We start from the raw sequence: 16,130 nt of genomic DNA on the forward strand, positions 1-16,130 counted from the left end.
CAATGAAAATGGGATCGAAACAGTCGAAAAAACAATAAAGCAGCGACTTTTTTCAGAATAAAAAACCGATGGCACGGCCCTTGCTCTGAGCAATCAGTGAAATCGCAGTGCCAACTAAAAAAAAACCTTGGAGCACCACCTCATGTCCCAGACGTTTTACAAGAAAGGCTTTCTGGCCCTCGCAGTGGCAGCTGCGCTGGGTGTTTCTGCGTTTGCACAGGCTGATGTGAAAATCGGTGTGGCGGGCCCGATGACAGGCGCCAACGCGGCATTTGGCGAGCAGTACATGAAGGGTGCACAGGCTGCAGCCGACGCGGTCAACGCGGCGGGCGGCGTTAACGGGGAAAAAATCGTACTGGTGAAGGGCGATGACGCCTGCGAACCGAAACAGGCTGTGACGGTCGCCAAGGACCTGACCAACCAGAAAGTGGCTGGCGTGGTCGGTCACTTCTGCTCCTCGTCGACCATCCCGGCCTCCGAGATCTACGACGAAGCGGGCATCATTGCAATCACCCCAGGTTCCACCAACCCGGCTGTTACCGAGCGCGGCCTGAGTGCCATGTTCCGTATGTGCGGGCGTGACGACCAGCAAGGCATCGTGGCCGGCGACTACATCGTCGACGTGCTCAAGGGCAAAAAAGTTGCCGTGCTGCACGACAAGGACACCTACGGTCAGGGCCTGGCTGATGCCACCAAGGCTCAGCTGGAAAAACGCGGTGTGAAACCGGTTCTGTATGAAGGCCTGACTCGCGGTGAGAAAGACTTCAGCGCCGTGGTGACCAAGATCCGTGCGGCCGGTGCCGACGTGGTCTACTTCGGCGGCCTGCACCCAGAGGCGGGTCCACTGGTTAAACAGCTGCGTACCGAAGGCCTGAAAGACGTGAAATTCATGTCCGATGACGGCATCGTGACCGACGAACTGGTGACCACCGCTGGCGGCCCGCAATACGTCGACGGCGTGCTGATGACCTTCGGCGCGGACCCACGCCTGCTGCCAGACAGCAAGACCGTGGTAGACGCTTTCCGCAAGGCCGGTACCGAGCCTGAAGGCTACACCCTCTACGCTTACGCTTCGGTCCAGACCCTGGCCGCTGCTTTCAATGGCGCCAAGTCCAACAAGGGCGAAGACGCTGCCAAATGGCTGAAAGCCAACCCGGTCAAAACCGTGATGGGCGAGAAGACCTGGGACGCCAAGGGCGACCTGAAAGTCTCCGACTACGTGGTTTACCAGTGGGATAAGGACGGCAAATACCACCAGCTGGAAAAACAGAAGTGATATGACCTGCTGATTGTCCGGCGCCTTGTGCGTCGGGCATTCAAAGAACATGTCCGTGCAGTACCTGTCTTTTCTCGTAGAGCTGCACACAACCGGTTAGCGTCGGCGGCTGAACCCCGGTCCGTCGCACCCGGCTTCTGTGCAGTCTCTCAAATGCGTGAGATTGCGTTATGGATGGTATTTTCCTGCAGCAACTGGTCAACGGCCTGACCCTCGGGTCGGTCTATGGCCTGATCGCCATCGGCTACACAATGGTCTATGGCATCATTGGCATGATCAACTTCGCCCACGGCGAGGTTTACATGATTTCTGCTTACCTGGCGGCAATCAGTCTGGCTCTGCTGGCTTACTTCGGTATTGAATCCTTCCCGCTGCTGATGCTCGGCACACTGGTCTTCACCATCGTCGTTACGGCGGTGTATGGCTGGGTCATCGAGCGCGTCGCCTACAAACCGCTGCGAAACTCAACCCGACTGGCACCGCTGATCAGCGCCATCGGTATTTCCCTGATCCTGCAAAACTATGCACAGATCGCCCAAGGTGCACGCCAGCAAGGTGTTCCGACACTGCTGACCGGTGCATGGCGCGTTGAAGTCGGCACTGGCTTCGTCCAGTTGACCTACACCAAGATCTTCATTCTGGTCGCCGCGTTTGTCGGGATGGGCCTGCTGACCTACGTCATCAAGTACACCAAGCTCGGCCGCATGTGCCGCGCGACCCAGCAAGACCGCAAGATGGCCTCGATCCTGGGGATCAACACCGACCGCGTGATTTCCTACGTGTTCATCATCGGTGCAGCGATGGCGGCCCTGGCCGGCGTACTGATCACCATGAACTACGGCACGTTCGACTTCTACGCAGGTTTCGTCATCGGTATCAAAGCGTTCACCGCAGCGGTACTCGGCGGGATCGGCTCGTTGCCGGGTGCGATGCTCGGCGGGATCATTCTCGGGATCTCCGAGTCGCTGTTCTCTGGTCTGGTCAACTCGGACTACAAAGACGTTTTCAGCTTCTCGCTGCTCGTTCTCGTTCTGGTCTTTCGGCCTCAAGGCCTGCTCGGCCGTCCTCTTGTGTCGAAGGTGTAAGCGATGTCTTCAACCACTAAAAAAACCATTGATCTCAAAAGAAGCCTGGTTGACGCGATTCTTGCCGGCCTTGTAGCGCTCATCGTGTTTGGTCCGATTGTCGGCATTGTCCTCGACGGCTATGGCTTCAACCTGCAACCAACACGCGTGGCGTGGATTGTCGCCATCGTCATGGCGGGCCGTTTTGCCCTGAGCCTGTTCCTGCAAACACCCAAGGGTCTGAAAATTCTCGAAGGGTTTGAAACCACCGGCTCCGGAGTTCATGTACTGCCGCCCGATTACAAATCCCGGTTGCGCTGGATCATCCCGCTGATGATCGTCATTGCCGTGGTGTTTCCGTTTTTCTCCAACTCCTACCTGCTGGGCGTGGTCATCCTTGGATTGATCTACGTGCTACTCGGTCTGGGGCTGAACATCGTGGTCGGCCTGGCCGGCCTGCTCGACCTGGGTTACGTGGCGTTCTATGCCATCGGCGCCTATGGCCTGGCGCTCGGTTACCAGTACCTCGGCCTGGGCTTCTGGACGGTGCTGCCGCTGGCGGCAATCACTGCCGGGCTTGCCGGGTGCATCCTCGGCTTCCCGGTGTTGCGTCTGCACGGTGACTACCTGGCCATCGTGACCCTGGGTTTCGGTGAAATCATCCGCTTGATCCTCAACAACTGGCTGTCGCTGACCGGCGGCCCGAACGGCATGCCGGCACCGCTGCCGACGTTCTTCGGCCTGGAGTTCGGCAAACGGGCGAAAGACGGCGGCATACCGTTCCACGAGTTCTTCGGCATCGCCTACAACCCCGACGTGAAGTACTACTTCATCTACGCGGTGTTGTTCATGGTTGTGCTGGCGGTGTTGTACATCAAGCATCGCTTGACCCGTATGCCGGTTGGCCGCGCCTGGGAAGCCTTGCGTGAAGACGAGATCGCCTGCCGCTCCATGGGCCTGAACCATGTACTGGTGAAGCTCTCGGCGTTCACCATCGGTGCGTCGACGGCCGGTCTGGCTGGCGTGTTCTTCGCCACCTATCAAGGCTTCGTCAACCCGACCTCGTTTACCTTCTTTGAATCGGCCCTGATCCTCGCCATCGTGGTACTCGGCGGCATGGGCTCGACCATCGGCGTGGTGATTGCAGCCTTCGTGCTGACCGTCGCCCCGGAGCTGCTGCGTGGCTTCGCGGAATACCGCGTGCTGCTGTTCGGCATCCTGATGGTGTTGATGATGATCTGGCGACCGCGCGGCCTGATTCGGATCAGCCGTACCGGTGTGACCCCGCGTAAAGGAGTAGCGCCATGAGCGAAGTCGTACTCTCGGTCGAGAAGCTGATGATGCACTTTGGCGGCATCAAGGCGTTGAATGATGTCAGCCTGCAGGTCAAACGCAACTCGATCTTCGCCCTGATCGGCCCCAACGGCGCTGGCAAGACCACGGTGTTCAACTGCCTGACCGGGTTCTACAAGGCCTCCGGCGGCAAGATCGAACTGAACGTGCGCGGCGAGCAGACCAATGTCATCCAATTGCTGGGCGAAGCGTTCAAACCGACCGATTTCGTCTCGCCTAAATCCTTCGCCAGTCGTCTGTACTACAAGATGTTTGGCGGCACCCACCTGGTGAACCGGGCCGGGCTGGCGCGGACCTTCCAGAACATTCGCCTGTTCAAGGAAATGTCGGTGCTGGAAAACCTGCTGGTGGCCCAACACATGTGGGTCAACCGCAGCATGCTGGCCGGCATCCTCAACACCAAGGGCTACCGCAAGGCTGAAAGTGATGCGCTGGACCATGCTTTCTACTGGCTGGAAGTGGTGGACCTGGTGGATTGCGCCAACCGCCTCGCCGGCGAATTGTCCTACGGCCAACAACGCCGCCTGGAAATCGCCCGGGCCATGTGCACCCGTCCGCAGATCATCTGCCTCGACGAACCGGCCGCCGGCCTCAACCCTCAGGAAACCGAAGCATTGAGCGCGATGATCCGGCTGCTGCGTGACGAGCACGATCTGACCGTGGTGCTGATCGAACACGACATGGGCATGGTGATGAGTATTTCCGACCACATCGTGGTGCTGGACCACGGCATCGTCATCGCCGAGGGCGGCCCCGACGCGATCCGCAACGACCCGAAAGTGATTGCGGCCTACCTGGGCGCCGATGAAGAGGAAGTGGTGTTATGAGTCAACCGATCCTCGAACTCAAGGAACTGGACGTGTTTTACGGGCCGATCCAGGCCTTGAAGAAAGTCTCGTTGCACATCAATGAAGGTGAAACAGTCAGCCTGATCGGCTCCAATGGTGCCGGCAAGTCGACCCTGCTGATGTCGATTTTCGGCCAGCCGCGCGCGGCAGACGGGCAGATCATCTATCAGGGTGTGGACATCACCCACAAGTCGTCCCACTACATCGCGTCCAATGGCATCGCGCAATCGCCGGAAGGGCGGCGGGTGTTCCCCGACATGACTGTCGAGGAAAACCTGCTGATGGGCACCATCCCTATCGGTGACAAGTACGCCAAGGAAGACATGCAACGCATGTTCGAGTTGTTCCCAAGGCTTGAAGAGCGGCGCAACCAGCGGGCAATGACCATGTCCGGCGGCGAACAGCAAATGCTCGCCATCGCTCGTGCGTTGATGAGCCGGCCAAAACTGCTGTTGCTCGACGAGCCAAGCCTGGGGTTGGCGCCTATTGTGGTGAAACAGATCTTCGCGACCTTGCGCGAGCTGGCCAAAACCGGCATGACCATCTTCCTGGTCGAGCAGAACGCCAACCACGCGCTCAAGTTGTCGGACCGGGCGTATGTGATGGTCAACGGCGAGATCCGCCTCACGGGCACCGGCAAGGAGCTGCTGGTGAACGAGGAAGTGCGTAACGCGTATCTCGGCGGTCATTGATTCTTCGCTGAAATACCCACAGCCCCGACGAGCAATCGCCGGGGCTTTTTTACGTCCCCAATTCACCGCATTACCCCCTACAGGTCACAAAACAGTGCTTTCTGGAAATTGTGGAAAACAATATTCACAAGCTCTGAAAGCGCGACATAAAGCCGCTGCAAATAGTTGTTTTGTCACGGTTTTGACTTGTCCCCGTTTGCTGTGGAACTGGCTGTGAATAACGTGGGAGTAGCTGGCTGGGCGCCTTTAAATCCGTGGCTTGTAGCGCTGTGGTTGTTTTTTGATCAGGCGTTTTTGCGTGGGGGCGAACCGTCGTTGTCAACCTTTTTATTGGAGACAAAAGAGAGGCGAAACAGGTAGGGCAAGCCTGTGGATAAGTCTGTGATTAAACTCTGGAAAGACTCGGCTGAGGGCCGTAGTTACTGGCTTGGCGCCATCGCTGCTCTGTAGGGCCCATCGTGCAAAATGCCCTGCGCTACACCGCGAGCATTCGAGGGTCAAGCAAAAAACTTTCAAAACTCCCCGCAAAGCCTTGTGCACAGCGGCTTCCAGCTTTTCCACTTGCCCCCGGAAACTGTGGACCGGCCTGTGGATAACGTGCGCGTACATGGCTGCAAGCCGCGGGGCGTAAGGCGTTCGCTGGGTTGGTTGTTTTTCGTACAGCTTTTGCGGTGGTTGCCGCTGTGAGCAAGGCCGGGCATGCTGCCAGCTGATTTTCTATTCCAAGGGCTGTCCATCAGCCGAAGCAAGGAGAACACGATGTCCAACACCCTGTTTATTACCGGCGCGACCTCCGGTTTTGGTGAAGCCTGTGCCCGCCGTTTTGCCGAGGCTGGCTGGAAACTGGTGCTGACAGGCCGTCGTGAAGAGCGCCTGAATGCCCTGTGCGCCGAATTGTCGAAGCAGACCGAGGTGCATGGCCTGGTGCTCGACGTGCGTGATCGCAAAGCCATGGAGGAAGCGATTGCCAACCTGCCGCCATCCTTCGCCAAGCTGCGCGGGCTGATCAACAACGCCGGCCTGGCGCTCGGTGTGGACCCGGCACCCAAGTGCGATCTCGACGATTGGGACACCATGGTCGACACCAACATCAAAGGCCTGATGTACAGCACCCGTCTGCTGCTACCGCGCCTGATTGCCCATGGCCGTGGCGCCGGCATCGTTAACCTTGGCTCCATCGCTGGCAACTATCCGTATCCGGGCAGCCATGTGTATGGCGCGAGCAAGGCGTTCGTTAAGCAGTTCTCGTTGAACCTGCGTTGCGACCTGCAAGGCACTGGCGTGCGCGTCAGCAACATTGAGCCGGGTCTGTGTGAGAGCGAGTTCTCGCTGGTGCGTTTCGCCGGTGACCAGGAGCGGTACAACGCGACGTATGCGGGTGCCGAGCCGATCCAGCCGCAGGATATCGCCGAGACTATTTTCTGGGTGATGAATGCGCCGGCGCACATCAACATCAACAGCCTGGAGTTGATGCCGGTGAGCCAGACCTGGGCTGGTTTCTCGATTGAACGTAATGCCAAGGCGTAAGACCGCGTAACGGCCATCGCGGGCAAGCCACGCTCACACAGGTACAGTGTGATCCCTGTGGGAGCGCGGCTTGCCCGCGATAGCGATCTGTCAGTTAGCCGAGAAACTCGACCAGCCCGCGATAGCAGGTCGCCAAGTGATAAGGCGTCGTCGACGGCATGTCCTTGCGGCTCACGTCGCCTTTCTCATCACGACACTCATACCAACCACCCGCATGCAGGAAATGCTGTTGCAGCGCCTGCAATTGACGCTGCACAGAGGCCTCGCTGTCGGGCCGCAAGGTCAGGGCGCGCAGGTATTCAGCCTGGGCCCAGATGCGCTGGGTGGCATCCTTTGCAGAACCCTCCAGATCGAGCATCGCGACAACGGCACCCGTCTGTGGATCAACACCCCGCTGCTCGGTCAGCGTAAATGCATGATCAAGCGACACATGTAATGCCGAGCCGCGCAGTAACGGTGAAGATTCCAGCAGGAAATACCATTCGAACTGATGCCCCGGCTCAAACCAGTTATCCACAGCCCCCAACGGCTTCTCCATCAACACGCACTGTTGCGGGTCGATGAAGCGCTTCTGCATGGCTGTGCATAAGTCGACGAGCGCTCGCTGCACGGCGGCGTCTTCACGCACCGACAGGGTGGCAAGGAAGGCTTCGGCCAAGTGCATCAGGGGATTTTGCAGCGGCCCGGAATCAAGCGAGGACCAGCCACGGTCGAGGCTGGCTTCGTACAGGCCGTCGCCCGTCGCGAAACGCTGAGCGATCACTTCCAGCGCTGCATTGAGTACCGATTCCACCAGCGGCTCGCGAACCTTGTCCCAGTAATGGGCGCAGGCGAACAGAATGAATGCGTGGGTGTAGAGGTCTTTGCGCGGGTCGAGTGGCGCGCCTTGCGGGTCGATGCTGTAGAACCAGCCGCCGTGCTCGGCATCGTGGAAGTGCTGCTGAAGGGATCGGAACAGCACGGCGGCACGCGCTTCGGCGCCCGGCACCTGGCCGATCAGGCTTGAGAAAAGATACAGCTGCCGTGCGCAGGCCATGGCCCGATAGCGTTGAGGCGGCAGCGGCTGATGCTCCGCGTCCAGCGCCTCATACGGCAGCGCCATGTCGGCATTCCAGCCGGGGCCTTGCCAGAGCGGCACGATCACGTCCTGGAAGTGCTGTTGCACCGAGGCGAACAGGGCGGTCAATTCAGGCTGGGAGGCGGAGCGGGAAACAGGCGGCATTGGCTGGCGTCGTCACGGCAGGGTTGATTGCGCGACATGTTAGCAGGCCTGAGAGATGCGGTGTCTGTCAGGCCGCCATCGCGAGCAAGCTCGGCTCCCACAGGAGTACGCATTCCACTGTGGGAGCCGAGCTTGCTCGCGATGAGGCCATTACCGGCGATAAAGAAATCAGCCCGCCAACAACCACACGCCAGTCGCTGCGGACGCCGCGCCCGCCAATCGAACCAGCGGAGCCGCCGCGTGCGGCAACACCCGAACGACCGCATAACCCAACCCATGCAACGCCGCCGTCGCTGCCACGAACCCGGCCGCATACGCCCAAGGGCTCGACATGTCCGGCAACTCCAGCCCATGCGCCACACCATGGAACAGCGCAAACAACGCCGTCGCCGCCACCGCGAGGCTCAATGGCGGACGCACCGCCAACGCCACCGCCAGACCCAGCGCCAGCACCGACGCGGCAATCGCGCCTTCCAGCGCCGGCAGGTTCAGCCCTTCAAACCCCAGCAACCCGCCAATCAACATCGTGCCGACAAACGTACACGGCAGCGCCCAGCGCGCCGCGCCTTTTTGCTGCGCCGCCCACAAGCCAACAGCCACCATCGCCAGCAAGTGATCGAGGCCGCCAATCGGGTGGCTGATACCGGCGATTAGGCCATTGTCGCCATGTCCCGGATGGGCGAAGGCGATGGCCGGGGTCAGCAGCAGGGCCATGGCGCCCAGAATACGTTTCAGTGTCATGGATTAGCATCCTTGTTGATAAGTTGTGGTCAGGCGGCTGTCAGCAGGCCTTGGCGTTCGATGAAGGCGATGATTTCTTCAAGGCCCAGACCGGTTTTCTGGTTGCTGAAGACAAACGGCTTGCCGTTGCGCATGCGTTTGGTGTCGCTGTCCATCATCTCCAGCGACGCACCTACCAATGGCGCGAGGTCGACTTTGTTGATCACCAGCAGATCGGATTTGCAGATCCCCGGACCGCCCTTGCGCGGCAACTTGTCGCCGGCCGAAACGTCGATCACATAGATGGTCAGGTCGGACAGTTCGGGGCTGAACGTCGCAGACAGATTGTCGCCACCGGACTCCACCAGAATCAGGTCCAGCCCCGGGAAGCGGCGGTTCAGTTGATCCACGGCTTCGAGGTTGATCGAGGCGTCTTCGCGGATCGCCGTGTGCGGGCAGCCGCCGGTTTCCACACCGATGATCCGCTCCGGCGCCAAGGCTTCGTTGCGCACCAGAAAGTCGGCGTCTTCGCGGGTGTAGATGTCATTGGTGACGACGGCCAGGTTGTAGCGCTCGCGCAGGGCCAGGCACAGGGCCAGGGTCAACGCGGTTTTACCGGAACCGACCGGGCCGCCGATGCCGACGCGCAGGGGTTGTGTGTTCATGTGGTTCTCCAACTTAAAAGGCCCTAGGAACGGAACAGACGGCTGTACTGGCGCTCATGGGCCATGCACGCCAGGGACAGGCCAAACGCGGCGCTGCCATAGTGTTCGGGGTTGATTCGGGTGGCGTCCTGCTGGGCTTGTTGCAGCAGCGGCAGCAGTTCGCTGGTCAGGCGTTGCGCGGCTTGCTGGCCCAGCGGCAGGGTTTTCATCAGCACCGCCAACTGGTTTTCCAGCCAGCTCCAGAGCCACGCGGCCAGCGCATCCTGCGGACTGATCCCCCAGGCCCGGGCGGCCAGCGCCCAGCCGAGGGCCAGATGCGGTTCGGGGCGTTGTTCGAGGAAGGCGCGGGCGGGTGCGTCGAGTTCCGGCAAACCGCTGAGCAGTTGTTGCAAGGAGTAGCCCATCTGCCGGCTCTCTTGATGCAATTCGCGGGTTTCCCGACTGGCCCGGTGTTCTTCGCAGCGTTGCTGCAATTCGGCCCAGTTTTCCTCCGCGGCGGCCACGCAATGGGCGAGTAACAGCGGCGCTTCGAACCGCGCCAGGTTCAGCAACAATTGATCGCTGATCCAGCGTCGCGCGCCGTCTGCATCGCTCACGCGGCCGTTATCCACCGCCATTTCCAGACCTTGGGAATAGCTGTAGCCGCCAATCGGCAACTGCGGACTGGCCAGGCGCAGCAGCGCCCAGGCCGGGTTCATAAACGGACGCCGAACTGGTGCAGTTTCGGTGGGTAGTTGAAGTCTTCGTCGCCATGCCGCGAATGGTGATGGCCGCCACCATAGGCGCCGTGTTCCGGCTGGAACGGCGCTTCGATGTTTTCGACCTTGGCCTCCAGCTGTTCGAGCATGGCTTTGAGCACGTAATCGTCAAGCAGGCGCAGCCAGCCATCACCGATCTGCAGGGCGACATGGCGGTTGCCGAGGTGATAGGCGGCGCGAGTCAATTCGAAGGCGTTGGCGCAGGTAACGTGCAGCAATTGTTCGGGGCGGGCGCAAACACGCACGATGCGCCCGTCTTCCGCTTGCAGGCACTCGCCGTCATACAGGGGCGGCTGACCGCGCTCCAAAAATAACCCGACGTCTTCACCTTCGGCACTGAAACAGCGCAAACGGCTTTTACTCCGGGCTTCGAAGGTCAGGTGCAATTCAGCGGCCCAGACGGGTCGAGGGTCGATTCTGCGATGAATCACCAGCATCGGTAGGCTTCCAGCAATGGGCAATGCTCAGGCTAGAGCAAGGGGCTTGCCAATCGGGGGATACGTAGGAAATACCTGTCGGAGCGCAGTGGGTGTTTCTGGATGTTGCAGGGTTTTGGCTGAAATTGGTGCGGGGATAGGGTGTGGCGCACCAATTTGCAGCGATGCAACTCCTTATGGGAGCGGGGATAGGGGATTATTCTGTGCTACCGAGGCCTTGCCAGTGTTTCAGGCCGATGAAGATGAAGCGCAGTTGCTGCGTGATTTTCGCTTGCGGCGTCAGATGCTCCGGTAGCGCTTCGGCGGGCGGGTCAATGATGTCCGGCAGTGTCGCGAACACGCTTTTTACAATCAGGTCCGCCATCACGCTCAACCCGGCAATGTCCAGATGCTGCAGCTTTGGCATCAACGACAAGTCGGCCGCCAGATCCGAGCTGATGTCTTCGCGCAACCGCCCGATCGCCAACCGCACGGGCAGCGATCCGCCGTATTGCTCACGGGCAAGAAACAGAAATTGCGAACGATTGGCACTGACCACGTCGAGAAAGATCCGCACCGACGCATCGATAATGCCGCCCATGACGAATTCGTTATGGCGCACCAGGCGAATGGTTTCGCGGAAGGTCTGACCGACTTCGCTGACCAGCACCAGGCCCAGTTCATCCATATCGGCGAAATGCCGGTAGAAACCGGTGGGCACGATGCCAGCGGTTTTTGCCACTTCGCGCAGGCTGAGACTGCCGAATCCTCGGCCGCATTCCATCAGGTGACGGGCAGCGTCCATCAGGGCGTTGCGGGTTTGTTGTTTCTGTTCGGCGCGGGGCAGCATCGCAAGGGTGTTTTCTGGACAGGACAGCGGCGCACTCTAGCAAATCGGCTTCGCTGGCGTCGAACGACTATCGGGGGCAGGCGGGGGAAAGCGCGGCTTCTCTATAAGTCAAAAGCCCAATCCGGGGATTGGGCTTTTTTTCAGGGCGGCCATGAGGCTTAGCTCAGAGCGCTGTTGCGTTCGATCACACGGTCACCACCACCTTCAGCCAGGGTTTGGCCTTGTGGAGTACGGTCGGAACCGTCAGCAGCCAGGGTTTGACCTTGTGGAGTACGGTCGGAACCGTCAGCAGCCAGGGTTTGGCCTTGTGGAGTACGGTCGGAACCGTCAGCAGCCAGGGTTTGACCTTGTGGAGTGCGATCGGAACCGTCAGCAGCCAGGGCCTGGCCTTGTGGGGTGCGATCCGAGCCATCTTGAGTGATCAAGCCTTTTTCTTTCAGGCGATCGTTACCGCCTTCGGCAAGGGTCTGGCCTTGTGGAGTGCGGTCGGAACCATCAGCGGCGACGGTTTGGCTGAACACCGAGTGGCTGTCTTTGACTTGCGGAGTGGCCTGATCAGCGGCTGGCAGAGCGAAAGCGGTGCTGGCTAGCATCGAGAGGGTCAGGCTAAGCAGTAATTGGCGTTTCATGATGGGGTGCTCCTTGGGAGGGCGATAAAGTGGGTACGAGGGCAATGCTACTCTCGATAAGTCGATATGAAAGTTCATAAACGCAATGGTAATAATCAACAGAATTGATTGTTCTGCTGGAGGGCTCTAAACCGGGCCTTTCCGTCGGGTGTTTTTGCACTGGAGTGGGTAGTTTCGACTCACTCATGCCGCACAGCAGTGCGGGTGGCGGTAACACCGTTTGGAGTGCGCAGAGTGATCGTGGGGGATTATTTGAACGTTAATAGGCTTTTCGGTTAAACCTGCGCGGCTTTTCCCAGTCCTAGCTGTCATGGCAGGCCGGTTCTGGCCTAACGTTTCATACGTGCGTCGCAGTCAGGGCGCTCAGTCGTATTCAGGAGTCCTGTGCAATGACGCGCACCCCCAAAATTTTCGCCTGGGTCTTTGCCAGCCTGGTTGTTCTACTGGCGATACTCGTGCTGATCATCGTGTTCTTCGATTGGAACCGGATCAAACCCACGATCAACACCAAAGTCTCCGAAGAGCTGCACCGAGCGTTTGCTATTAATGGCAACCTCGCGGTGGTCTGGCAGCGCGAGCCTGACGAGGGTGGCTGGCGGGCCTGGGTGCCGTGGCCGCATGTGGTGGCCGAAGACTTGAGTCTCGGCAACCCGGACTGGTCGAAACAACCGCAGATGGTCACCCTCAAGCGCGTTGAATTGCGTATTTCGCCGCTGGCCCTGCTGGCGCAGCGAGTGGTCATCCCGCGTATCGACCTGACCGAACCGAACGCCCAGCTCCAACGCCTGGCTGATGGCCGCGCGAACTGGACCTTCAAATTCGACCCGAAAGACCCCAACGCCGAACCGTCGAACTGGGTGGTCGATATCGGCGCCATCGGCTTCGACAAGAGCCACGTTACCCTTGACGACCAGAACCTGAAGACGCAGCTCGATGTGCTGATCGATCCGCTGGGCAAGCCAATTCCGTTCAGCGACATCGTCGGTGACAAGGCCGCGAAAGCCGCGCTTGAGAAGGGTGCTGCGCCCCAGGACTACGCCTTCGCCCTCAAGGTCAAAGGCCAATACCACGCGCAGAAACTCGAGGGCTCCGGCAAGATCGGCGGCTTGTTGGCGTTGCAGGACGCGGCCAAGCCGTTCCCGCTCCAGGCGCAGGTGAAGATTGCCGATACCGGCGTCGAACTGGCCGGCACCCTGACCGATCCCCTGAACCTCGGCGCGCTGGATCTGCGGCTGAAACTGGCCGGCACCAGCCTCGGCAATCTGTATCCGTTGACCGGTGTGACACTGCCGGATACGCCACCGTACGCCACCGACGGGCACTTGATTGCCAAGCTGCATGAGCCGGGTGGCGCGGTATTCCGCTATGAAGACTTCAACGGCAAGATCGGCGAAAGTGACATTCATGGCAGCCTGGCGTATGTCGCCAGTCAGCCAAGGCCGAAGCTCAGTGGTTCGCTGCTTTCCAACCAACTGCTGTTTGTCGACCTCGCACCGCTGATCGGCGCCGACTCCAATGCCAAGCAAAAGGCCCGTGGCGCCGACAGCCAGCAGCCGACGGACAAAATTTTGCCGGTCGAAGCGTTCAAGACCGAGCGCTGGCGCGACATGGACGCCGACGTCGAATTCACCGGCAAGCGCATCGTCCACAGCGAAAAACTGCCGTTCACCGACCTCTATACGCATTTGGTGTTGACCGACGGCCAACTCAGCCTCGAACCCCTGCGCTTTGGTGTGGCGGGCGGCAATCTGGAAGCGCAGATTCGCTTGAATGGCCGGACTGAACCGCTGGAAGGGCAGGCCAAACTCACTGCGCGCAAGTTCAAGCTCAAGCAACTGTTCCCGACCTTCGAACCAATGAAAACCAGTTTCGGCGAGCTTAATGGCGATGCCGACCTCTCGGGGCGCGGCAACTCGGTGGCCAAGCTGCTGGGCAGCGCCAACGGCAATCTGAAATTGCTGATCAATGACGGCGCGATCAGCCGCGAGCTGATGGAGCTGGCCGGGCTCAACGTCGGTAACTACGTGGTCGGCAAAATCTTCGGCGACAAGGAAGTGAAGATCAATTGCGCGGCGGCCGACTTCGACATCAAGACCGGGCTGGCGACCACGCGCCTGTTCGTCTTCGATACCGAGAACGCGATCATCTACATCGATGGCACCGCGAACATGGCGACCGAACAACTGGACCTCACCATTACGCCGGAGTCGAAGGGCTGGCGCTTGATCTCACTGCGTTCGCCGCTGTACGTACGGGGCAAGTTCATCAAGCCGGATGCCGGGGTGAAAGCGGTGCCGCTGATGCTGCGCGGGGCGGGGATGGTGGCGTTGGGCGTGATTGCAGCGCCGGCGGCCGGGTTGCTGGCGCTGGTGGCGCCCAGTGGTGGCGAGCCGAACCAGTGTGCGCCGTTGCTGGAGCAGATGAAGGCGGGCAAGGCGCCGGTGACCGTCAAACCTACCCGGTAAATGCGACGTCAATGAAGACGCCTTCGCGAGCCTGCTCGCGAAGGCGGTCTGTCAGCGCTACAGGTCTTTCAGAATGTCAGCCATGTCATCCGCATGCTCTTCTTCCTGAGCCAGGATGTCCTCAAAGATCCGCCGCGTAGTCGGGTCTTTCTCGCCAATGTACTGAATGATCTCGCGATAGCTGTCGATGGCAATACGCTCGGCAACGAGGTCCTCGTAGACCATCTCCTTGAGGTTGTTCCCCGCCACATACTGGGCATGGGAATTCTTCGACAACAGATCCGGGTTGAACTCTGGTTCACCGCCCAGCTGCACGATGCGCTCGGCCAGGCGGTCGGCGTGTTCGGCTTCCTGGGTCGCGTGTTCGAGAAACTCATCGGCCGCCACATGGGCTTTCAAGCCGTTGGCCATGAAGTAGTGACGCTTGTAGCGCAACACGCAGACCAGTTCAGTGGCCAGCGAGGCGTTGAGCAGGCGCAAGACTTCATCGCGGTCAGCGCTGTAGCTTTCAGTGACCGCGCCATTCTCGACATTCTGGCGAGCCCGTTCACGAAGGGTGGTTACATCAGACAAATGCATGTCACTCATCTCGTTCTCCTGGAGGCTAATCCGGTTTGCGTCACCGTCTAGAGAAGTGATCGCTACGAAAGTTGTGAGTCATGCGCGTGCCGAAAAGTTTGATGTGATTTGTAATCGGCGGCCTCACGCCAATGCATGCCCGGACAGCAACGCCTCCTCGCGCAACCACGCAAAAAATGCCCGGACCGGCGGATGCCGCTCGCGCCCCGGCACACACAGCGCGCTATAGCCGGCGCCATCGACCTGAATCTCGCCGCGATACGCCACCAGCAACCCGCTGGCCACGCTTTCCGACACCAGAATATTGCTCGCCAGCACCAGGCCTTGCCCGGCAATCGCTGCTTGCAGGGCGTAATGCTCTTCGTCGTATTCACGGATCGCCGGTTTGCCGGCCCACCATGACTCGCCCGACCGCGCGCACCACGCCTCCCAGCCATGGGCGTACAGCTTGGAGTTGTGCCAGTGCACGCTGATCAGCGTCGGCGTGCGAGTGGCGGCCAACGCGACCTGCTCGGGCGAGCCGTAGACACCGAAGGACTCATCGAACAAACACAACCCATAGAGGTTGGGGTAGGTGTCGAGGCTGTAGCGCAGCACCAGATCGACGCTGGCGTCCTGATGCAGATCGATGACTTCGCAGTGGGTGTCCAGGCGCAGACTGATGCCGGGATGGCGCGCATAAAAGCGCCCGAGGCGCGGCACCAGCCACAACGCCGCGAAGGCTGCTGTGGTGGAAACCGTCAGGCTGGTGCCGTTGCGTTGCGGGCGCAAGGTATCGACGCTTTGCGCCACGTCCAGAAAGGCACCGTGCAGGCTGCGGAACAGCCGTTCACCGCCGTCGGTCAAGCGCACTTGCCGTGGCAGTCGCTCGAACAGTGGCACGCCGAGCCAGGTTTCCAAAGAGCGAATCTGATGAGACACCGCGGTCGGCGTTACCGAGAGTTCTTCGGCCGCCGCCTTGAAACTCAGCAAGCGGGAAGCGGATTCAAAGGCGCGCAGGGCGGTCAGTGGCAACGAGGCGAACATTCAAGGCTCCATGGATGAAATGAATTCATCCTGACTGATT

At 60.0% G+C, this 16,130-nt stretch carries 16 protein-coding genes; 7 read left to right on the forward strand and 9 right to left on the reverse strand.

All coding sequences use genetic code 11. The features are described 5' to 3' along the window. The first annotated feature begins 142 nt into the window (after positions 1-142). The 6 genes from SB725_RS11935 to SB725_RS11960 all read left to right on the forward strand — a co-directional run bounded on the left by SB725_RS11935 (position 143) and on the right by SB725_RS11960 (position 6,760). Positions 143-1,276 carry a branched-chain amino acid ABC transporter substrate-binding protein gene (locus SB725_RS11935; protein WP_027921962.1) on the forward strand — a complete coding sequence of 378 codons (1,134 nt, stop codon included), beginning with the start codon at positions 143-145 and terminating at the stop codon, positions 1,274-1,276. A 170-nt stretch (positions 1,277-1,446) separates the two neighbouring features. Further along, complete coding sequence (locus SB725_RS11940; protein ID WP_027921961.1) at positions 1,447-2,361, forward strand: ABC transporter permease subunit; 915 nt, start codon at positions 1,447-1,449, stop codon at positions 2,359-2,361. 3 nt (positions 2,362-2,364) lie between these two features. Beyond that, complete coding sequence (livM, locus tag SB725_RS11945) at positions 2,365-3,648, forward strand: high-affinity branched-chain amino acid ABC transporter permease LivM (RefSeq protein ID WP_027921960.1); 1,284 nt, start codon at positions 2,365-2,367, stop codon at positions 3,646-3,648. Beyond that, on the forward strand, positions 3,645-4,520 hold the full coding sequence (locus tag SB725_RS11950; protein ID WP_027921959.1) for an ABC transporter ATP-binding protein: 876 nt from the start codon (positions 3,645-3,647) through the stop codon (positions 4,518-4,520). Before livM ends, SB725_RS11950 begins: the two co-directional genes overlap by 4 nt. Continuing rightward, a complete protein-coding gene (locus SB725_RS11955) occupies positions 4,517-5,233 on the forward strand; it encodes an ABC transporter ATP-binding protein (RefSeq protein ID WP_027921958.1) in 717 nt (238 codons plus the stop codon). Before SB725_RS11950 ends, SB725_RS11955 begins: the two co-directional genes overlap by 4 nt. Positions 5,234-5,992: 759 nt before the next feature. Continuing rightward, a complete protein-coding gene (locus tag SB725_RS11960) occupies positions 5,993-6,760 on the forward strand; it encodes an SDR family oxidoreductase (protein ID WP_027921957.1) in 768 nt (255 codons plus the stop codon). A gap of 94 nt (positions 6,761-6,854) precedes the next feature. On the opposite strand, the gene SB725_RS11965 is transcribed toward SB725_RS11960, so the two are convergent. The 7 genes from SB725_RS11965 to SB725_RS11995 form a co-directional block, all read right to left on the reverse strand. Further along, the gene (locus tag SB725_RS11965) at positions 6,855-7,982 is read right to left on the reverse strand and encodes an AGE family epimerase/isomerase (RefSeq protein ID WP_059181720.1); all 1,128 of its coding nucleotides are present in this window, start codon (positions 7,980-7,982) and stop codon (positions 6,855-6,857) included. A gap of 168 nt (positions 7,983-8,150) precedes the next feature. Next, complete coding sequence (locus SB725_RS11970) at positions 8,151-8,723, reverse strand: HupE/UreJ family protein (RefSeq protein WP_059181719.1); 573 nt, start codon at positions 8,721-8,723, stop codon at positions 8,151-8,153. Positions 8,724-8,752: 29 nt separating this feature from the next. After that, positions 8,753-9,367: an urease accessory protein UreG gene (ureG, locus tag SB725_RS11975; protein WP_007947546.1), complete on the reverse strand. Its 615-nt coding sequence runs from the start codon at positions 9,365-9,367 to the stop codon at positions 8,753-8,755. Between the two features lie 23 nt (positions 9,368-9,390). After that, positions 9,391-10,065: an urease accessory protein UreF gene (locus SB725_RS11980; RefSeq protein WP_027921954.1), complete on the reverse strand. Its 675-nt coding sequence runs from the start codon at positions 10,063-10,065 to the stop codon at positions 9,391-9,393. Next, complete coding sequence (ureE, locus tag SB725_RS11985; RefSeq protein WP_027921953.1) at positions 10,062-10,562, reverse strand: urease accessory protein UreE; 501 nt, start codon at positions 10,560-10,562, stop codon at positions 10,062-10,064. The genes SB725_RS11980 and ureE overlap by 4 nt, the downstream gene beginning before the upstream one ends. Positions 10,563-10,758: 196 nt before the next feature. After that, on the reverse strand, positions 10,759-11,391 hold the full coding sequence (locus SB725_RS11990; protein ID WP_027921952.1) for a TetR family transcriptional regulator: 633 nt from the start codon (positions 11,389-11,391) through the stop codon (positions 10,759-10,761). A 158-nt stretch (positions 11,392-11,549) separates the two neighbouring features. Continuing rightward, positions 11,550-12,020 carry a hypothetical protein gene (locus SB725_RS11995; RefSeq protein ID WP_027921951.1) on the reverse strand — a complete coding sequence of 157 codons (471 nt, stop codon included), beginning with the start codon at positions 12,018-12,020 and terminating at the stop codon, positions 11,550-11,552. A 389-nt stretch (positions 12,021-12,409) separates the two neighbouring features. Here SB725_RS11995 and SB725_RS12000 point away from each other — a divergent pair, with 389 nt between their 5' ends. Beyond that, on the forward strand, positions 12,410-14,485 hold the full coding sequence (locus SB725_RS12000; protein ID WP_194940966.1) for an AsmA family protein: 2,076 nt from the start codon (positions 12,410-12,412) through the stop codon (positions 14,483-14,485). Positions 14,486-14,542: 57 nt separating this feature from the next. Here the strand turns inward: SB725_RS12000 and SB725_RS12005 are convergent, their stop codons facing one another. Together SB725_RS12005 and SB725_RS12010 are read right to left on the reverse strand one after the other, a co-directional pair. Next, on the reverse strand, positions 14,543-15,073 hold the full coding sequence (locus SB725_RS12005; protein ID WP_027921949.1) for a bacterioferritin: 531 nt from the start codon (positions 15,071-15,073) through the stop codon (positions 14,543-14,545). Between the two features lie 114 nt (positions 15,074-15,187). Beyond that, positions 15,188-16,090 carry a LysR substrate-binding domain-containing protein gene (locus tag SB725_RS12010; RefSeq protein WP_027921948.1) on the reverse strand — a complete coding sequence of 301 codons (903 nt, stop codon included), beginning with the start codon at positions 16,088-16,090 and terminating at the stop codon, positions 15,188-15,190. Positions 16,091-16,130: the final 40 nt, after the last annotated feature.

Source organism: Pseudomonas sp. SIMBA_041, assembly GCF_046535095.1.
GTDB lineage: Bacteria > Pseudomonadota > Gammaproteobacteria > Pseudomonadales > Pseudomonadaceae > Aquipseudomonas > Aquipseudomonas mucoides.

What these genes read in the sequence shown, in the direction of transcription:
- SB725_RS11955 (WP_027921958.1), top strand. Translation starts at nt 4,517, where the DNA reads ATGAGTCAACCGATCCTCGAACTCAAGGAACTGGACGTGTTTTACGGG.
- SB725_RS11990 (WP_027921952.1), bottom strand. Translation starts at nt 11,391, where the DNA reads ATGCTGCCCCGCGCCGAACAGAAACAACAAACCCGCAACGCCCTGATG.
- SB725_RS11935 (WP_027921962.1), top strand. Translation starts at nt 143, where the DNA reads ATGTCCCAGACGTTTTACAAGAAAGGCTTTCTGGCCCTCGCAGTGGCA.
- SB725_RS12000 (WP_194940966.1), top strand. Translation starts at nt 12,410, where the DNA reads ATGACGCGCACCCCCAAAATTTTCGCCTGGGTCTTTGCCAGCCTGGTT.
- SB725_RS11995 (WP_027921951.1), bottom strand. Translation starts at nt 12,020, where the DNA reads ATGAAACGCCAATTACTGCTTAGCCTGACCCTCTCGATGCTAGCCAGC.
- ureG (WP_007947546.1), bottom strand. Translation starts at nt 9,367, where the DNA reads ATGAACACACAACCCCTGCGCGTCGGCATCGGCGGCCCGGTCGGTTCC.
- SB725_RS11970 (WP_059181719.1), bottom strand. Translation starts at nt 8,723, where the DNA reads ATGACACTGAAACGTATTCTGGGCGCCATGGCCCTGCTGCTGACCCCG.
- SB725_RS11960 (WP_027921957.1), top strand. Translation starts at nt 5,993, where the DNA reads ATGTCCAACACCCTGTTTATTACCGGCGCGACCTCCGGTTTTGGTGAA.
- SB725_RS11940 (WP_027921961.1), top strand. Translation starts at nt 1,447, where the DNA reads ATGGATGGTATTTTCCTGCAGCAACTGGTCAACGGCCTGACCCTCGGG.
- ureE (WP_027921953.1), bottom strand. Translation starts at nt 10,562, where the DNA reads ATGCTGGTGATTCATCGCAGAATCGACCCTCGACCCGTCTGGGCCGCT.
- livM (WP_027921960.1), top strand. Translation starts at nt 2,365, where the DNA reads ATGTCTTCAACCACTAAAAAAACCATTGATCTCAAAAGAAGCCTGGTT.
- SB725_RS12005 (WP_027921949.1), bottom strand. Translation starts at nt 15,073, where the DNA reads ATGAGTGACATGCATTTGTCTGATGTAACCACCCTTCGTGAACGGGCT.
- SB725_RS11980 (WP_027921954.1), bottom strand. Translation starts at nt 10,065, where the DNA reads ATGAACCCGGCCTGGGCGCTGCTGCGCCTGGCCAGTCCGCAGTTGCCG.
- SB725_RS12010 (WP_027921948.1), bottom strand. Translation starts at nt 16,090, where the DNA reads ATGTTCGCCTCGTTGCCACTGACCGCCCTGCGCGCCTTTGAATCCGCT.
- SB725_RS11950 (WP_027921959.1), top strand. Translation starts at nt 3,645, where the DNA reads ATGAGCGAAGTCGTACTCTCGGTCGAGAAGCTGATGATGCACTTTGGC.
- SB725_RS11965 (WP_059181720.1), bottom strand. Translation starts at nt 7,982, where the DNA reads ATGCCGCCTGTTTCCCGCTCCGCCTCCCAGCCTGAATTGACCGCCCTG.